4 protein-coding genes are annotated in these 3,549 nt (G+C 65.9%); 1 reads left to right on the top strand and 3 read right to left on the bottom strand.

The features are described 5' to 3' along the window. From dxs to RBR29_RS11120, 3 genes are all read right to left on the bottom strand, one after another. On the bottom strand, positions 1–1,341 hold a 1,341-nt coding region (gene dxs, locus RBR29_RS11130), incomplete at its 3' end, for a 1-deoxy-D-xylulose-5-phosphate synthase (RefSeq protein WP_320349300.1). 28 nt (positions 1,342–1,369) lie between these two features. Beyond that, positions 1,370–2,287 carry a farnesyl diphosphate synthase gene (locus RBR29_RS11125; protein ID WP_320349299.1) on the bottom strand — a complete coding sequence of 306 codons (918 nt, stop codon included), beginning with the start codon at positions 2,285–2,287 and terminating at the stop codon, positions 1,370–1,372. Continuing rightward, on the bottom strand, positions 2,284–2,562 hold the full coding sequence (locus RBR29_RS11120) for an exodeoxyribonuclease VII small subunit (RefSeq protein ID WP_320349297.1): 279 nt from the start codon (positions 2,560–2,562) through the stop codon (positions 2,284–2,286). Before RBR29_RS11120 ends, RBR29_RS11125 begins: the two co-directional genes overlap by 4 nt. 171 nt (positions 2,563–2,733) lie before the next feature. Here RBR29_RS11120 and RBR29_RS11115 point away from each other — a divergent pair. Further along, a partial coding sequence (locus tag RBR29_RS11115; RefSeq protein WP_320349295.1) for an aromatic ring-hydroxylating dioxygenase subunit alpha occupies positions 2,734–3,549 on the top strand: 816 nt, incomplete at its 3' end.

Here is a 3,549-nt window from a genome sequence, read left to right as displayed (position 1 = left end):
CGAAGGCGTGGCGATCACCATGTTCGGAATGCAGCGCAGGTAGGCGATGTCGTAGTTGCCGGCATGGGTCGCCCCGTCGGCGCCGACGATACCGGCCCGGTCCAGGGCAAAGGTCACGTCCAGATTCTGCAGGGCCACGTCGTGGATCAGCTGATCGTAGCCGCGCTGCAGGAAGGTGGAATAGATGGCCACCACGGGCTTGCAGCCCTCGCAGGCCAGCCCGGCGGCAAAGGTCACCGCATGCTGCTCGGCGATGCCGACGTCGAAATAGCGCTGCGGGAAACGGCGCTCGAATTCGACCAGACCGCTGCCCTCGCGCATGGCTGGCGTGATGCCGACCAGGCGATCGTCGGCGGCCGCCATGTCGCACAGCCAGGTGCCGAAGACCTGAGTGAAGGACCGGCGCGCGGACGCGGCGGGTTTCTGAATGCCGACCGAAGGATCGAATTTGCCCGGGACGTGGTACAGGACCGGGTCGGCCTCGGCCAGCTTGTAGCCCTGGCCCTTGCGCGTGACCACATGCAGGAACTGCAGCCCCCCGAGCCGGCGCAGGTTTTCGAACGTGGGGATCAGCACGTCCAGGTCGTGGCCGTCGATCGGCCCCATGTAGTTGAAGCCCAGTTCCTCGAACAGGGTGGCCGGCGACAGCATGCCCTTGGCATGGCCTTCCAGTTTGCGCGCCAGCGCCAGTACGGGCGGCACGTGCTGCAGCACGGCCCGGCCCATGTTTTTGGCGTGGGCGTAGAACTGGCCCGACAGCAGGCGGGCAAAATAATAGTTCAGCGCGCCCACCGGCGGCGAGATCGACATGTCGTTGTCGTTGAGCACCACCAGCAGGTTGACGTCTGGCGTGACACCCGCGTTGTTCAGGGCCTCGAAAGCCATGCCGGCCGTCATGGCCCCATCGCCGATGACAGCGATGTGCTGGCGACTGGAACCGGCATTGCGCGAGGCCACCGCCATGCCCAACGCCGCCGAGATCGAGGTCGACGAGTGCGCCGTGCCAAAGGCGTCATAGGGCGATTCGGCACGTTTTGGAAAGCCGGAAATCCCGCCTTGCTGGCGCAGACCGGCCATCGCTTCGCGGCGGCCCGTGAGAATCTTGTGCGGATAGGACTGATGGCCCACGTCCCAGACCAGCCGGTCTTCGGGCGTGTCGAACACATAGTGCAACGCCAGGGTGAGTTCGACCGTGCCCAGGTTCGAGGACAGGTGCCCCCCGGTGCGTGACACGGCGTCCAGCAAGAATGCCCGTAATTCAACCGCCAGTTCCTTGAGGTCCCGACGGTCCAGTCGGCGCAGGTCCGCTGGCGATTGGATGCCTTTCAGTAGTCTAGTCATGGTGCTTTGGATCCGGGGCCCGTCCGCGTCAATGGGACCGGCCAATGATGTAGTCGGCCAGTTCGCGCAGGCGGCAGGCCGACGGCCCGAGCGGCAGCAGCGCGGCATGGGCCTGTTCGCGCAGGCTGCCCAACAGTTCGCGTGAACCATCCAGCCCCATGATGGACACGTAGGTCGGCTTGCCCTGCGCGGCGTCCTTGCCGGCTGTCTTGCCCAGGGTGGCCGAATCGGCGGTCACGTCCAGGATGTCGTCCACCACCTGGAATGCCAGGCCCATGGCCGAGGCGTAGGATTCCAGGCCGGCGCGTGTCGTGCTGCTGGCCCCGGCCACCACCCCGCCCAGCAGCACGCTGGCTTCCAGCAGGGCGCCGGTTTTCATGCGATGCATGTGTTGCAGTGCCTCGATCGGCAGCGCCTGGCCGACACTGGCGCAATCGATGGCCTGGCCGCCGACCATGCCGTCACTGCCGACCGCACGCGCCAGCAGCTGGACCGCCTGGACCGTCAGGGCCGGCGCAATGGGCATTTGCGCCAGGCAGTCAAAGGCCAGGGGTTGCAGCGCGTCCCCAGCCAGCATGGCCAGGGCCTCGTCGTTGAACTGGCGATGCACGGTAGGCCGGCCCCGCCGCAGGTCATCATCATCCATGCAGGGCAGATCGTCATGGACCAGCGAATAGGCGTGGATCAATTCCACTGCGGCAGCGGCGGCGTCCAGCGCGAGATCCTGGGCGGCTGCCGTCCCGTTGGGTACGCGGCTGGCCTCGCCAGCGGCGTAGACCAGGGCGGCGCGCACCCGCTTGCCCGGCCCGAGCACGGCGTAGCGCATGGCCTCGTGCAGACGCGCAGGGTCATCCTGGCCCGCCGGCAGCAGATCGTCCAGCACCGCGGCGATGTGATCCACCCGGTCACTCAGCCAGGCGTCGAAGGGCCCCAATGCGGCGTTCATGTCGCATCTCGCGCGGCGGCGTCATCGAACGGCTGGAGCAGTTGGCCCTGCAGCACCTGGACCTGTTGTTCGACGGCTGCCAGCCGCTGCTGGCACACCTGGGCCAGGGCGACGCCACGCTGGTACAGGGCAATGGATTCGTCCAGGCCCAGATCGCCATCGTTCATGCGGCCAGCCAGTGTTTCGAGTTCGGCCAGCGCCGTCTCGAAATCCTGGGGCAATGGATCGGCGAACCGGAGCGCGTTGTCCGGCGGCGGGGTTTGATCGTTGACCATGACTGTTATCTGAGCATTCCAGACTGGATTGTACGGGAACCCCGCCAGACCATGAAACCATCCCGTCCCCAATGGCGATTTCGGGGTGGGGTACAATTCCGTCCCCTGTGCCGGGCGCGGACGGCCGCCCGGACGACATCCTGGACGGTTTTATTCTTGCGGGGGGAATCCATGACCAATCCTCACATCCCTTCCGGCGCGGATCTGGCCAGCCAGCTTCCGGTCCATCACTATTTCGACCCGGCCATCTTGGCGCGGGAACGCAGCCAGATCTTCGAACGCAGCGCACGTTACGTCGGACACAGAAACATGGTGCCGAATCCCGGCGACTGGCGCACCCTGGCCCACGAGGGCGGCGGGCGCGTCCTGCTGCGCGACCGCACTGACGTACGCCTGCTGTCGAACGTCTGCCGCCACCGCCAGGCCCTGATGCTGGGCAGCCAGGACGGCCGCAACGCCGATTGCGCCGCCGGCAATCTGTGCAGCACGGGTGGGCGCATCCTGTGCCCGATTCACCAATGGAGCTACGACACCCAGGGCAATCTGCTGAATGCCCCGTTGTTCCCCGAAAAACCGGACCTGCGGCTGCGGGAATTCCCGCTGCATGATTGCCACGGCCTGCTGTTCGAAGGCGCGCGCGATCCCCTGGGCGATATCGGCGCGCTGTTCACACGGCCGGAATTCGACTTTTCGGACTATGTCCTGGACCATGTGGAAATCCACCCCTGCCATTACAACTGGAAGACCTTCATCGAGGTCTACCTGGAGGACTACCACGTCGGCCCCTTCCATCCGGGCCTGGGGCAATTCGTGACCTGCGATGACCTGGAATGGGAATTCGGCGAATTCCACAGCCTGCAGCGGGTCGGCGTCCACCAGGCCTTGGGCCAGCCCGGCACCGAAATCTACCGCCAGTGGCACGATCGTCTGCTGCAATACCGTTCGGGCGCGGCACCCGATTTCGGGGCGATCTGGGTGACGTATTTT

The organism is Castellaniella sp. (assembly GCF_034007085.1).
Lineage (GTDB): Bacteria > Pseudomonadota > Gammaproteobacteria > Burkholderiales > Burkholderiaceae_B > Castellaniella.
Note: the sequence above shows the minus strand (reverse complement) of the source record. Positions and strands in the feature narration are given on the sequence as shown.

What these genes read in the sequence shown, in the direction of transcription:
- RBR29_RS11125 (WP_320349299.1), bottom strand. Translation starts at nt 2,287, where the DNA reads ATGAACGCCGCATTGGGGCCCTTCGACGCCTGGCTGAGTGACCGGGTG.
- RBR29_RS11120 (WP_320349297.1), bottom strand. Translation starts at nt 2,562, where the DNA reads ATGGTCAACGATCAAACCCCGCCGCCGGACAACGCGCTCCGGTTCGCC.